The organism is Zoogloea sp. (assembly GCF_023150065.1).
GTDB lineage: Bacteria > Pseudomonadota > Gammaproteobacteria > Burkholderiales > Rhodocyclaceae > Zoogloea.
The window spans coordinates 1-645 of sequence record NZ_JAKLLN010000145.1 but is presented as its reverse complement, the minus strand read 5'-3'; the positions used below and the strand labels follow the sequence as shown (position 1 = coordinate 645).

The following is a 645-nucleotide window of genomic DNA, read 5'->3' as shown; positions in this document are numbered from 1 at the left end:
TGTTCGGGCTGACCAACTTCGGGGTCAATCTCACCCGGCTGGCGCCGGGGGCGGTGTCGGCGCTGCGCCACGCCCACACCCGCCAGGACGAGTTCATCCTGGTGCTGGAAGGCAACCCTACGCTGGTCACCGATGCCGGCGAGACGCGGCTCGCGCCGGGCATGTGCGCCGGTTTCAAGGCCGGCACGGGCGACGCGCACCAGCTGCGCAATGATGGCGCCGACGAGGTGGTGTATCTGGAAGTGGGCGACCGCACGCCCGGCGACAGCGCGAGCTACCCGGATGAAGACCTGCAGGCGGTGATGGGCGAGGGCGGATGGCGCTTCCTGCACAAGGACGGCCGGCCGTACTGAACGGCGCGGTGACGTGCGGGGGCGACCTGTAGGGGCGACTTGTAGGGGCGACTTGTAGGGGCGACTTCAGTCGCCCACGGTCGCCCGGCCACGCACCGGCGGGGATTTAACGTGTGGTTGGGCGACTGAAGTCGCCCCTACAAGGCTTGTGGGGGGCGGCGGGCGTTCAGCCTTCGCGCACTGCCAGCCGGCCGGAGACGTAGCGGGCCATGCCACGGGCAAGCTCTTGCTCGCCCACGAAGACTTCGCCCATCTTGTCGCGCCGCAGCAGCTCGGCGCCGTCTTCGGTGTC

1 protein-coding gene is annotated in these 645 nt (G+C 69.8%); it reads left to right on the top strand.

Going from position 1 to position 645, the window contains the following annotated elements; genetic code table 11:
• Nucleotides 1–353: cupin domain-containing protein (locus L6Q67_RS23945; RefSeq protein WP_296576142.1), on the top strand; the 353-nt coding region annotated here is incomplete at its 5' end.
• Nucleotides 354–645 lie beyond the last annotated feature (292 nt).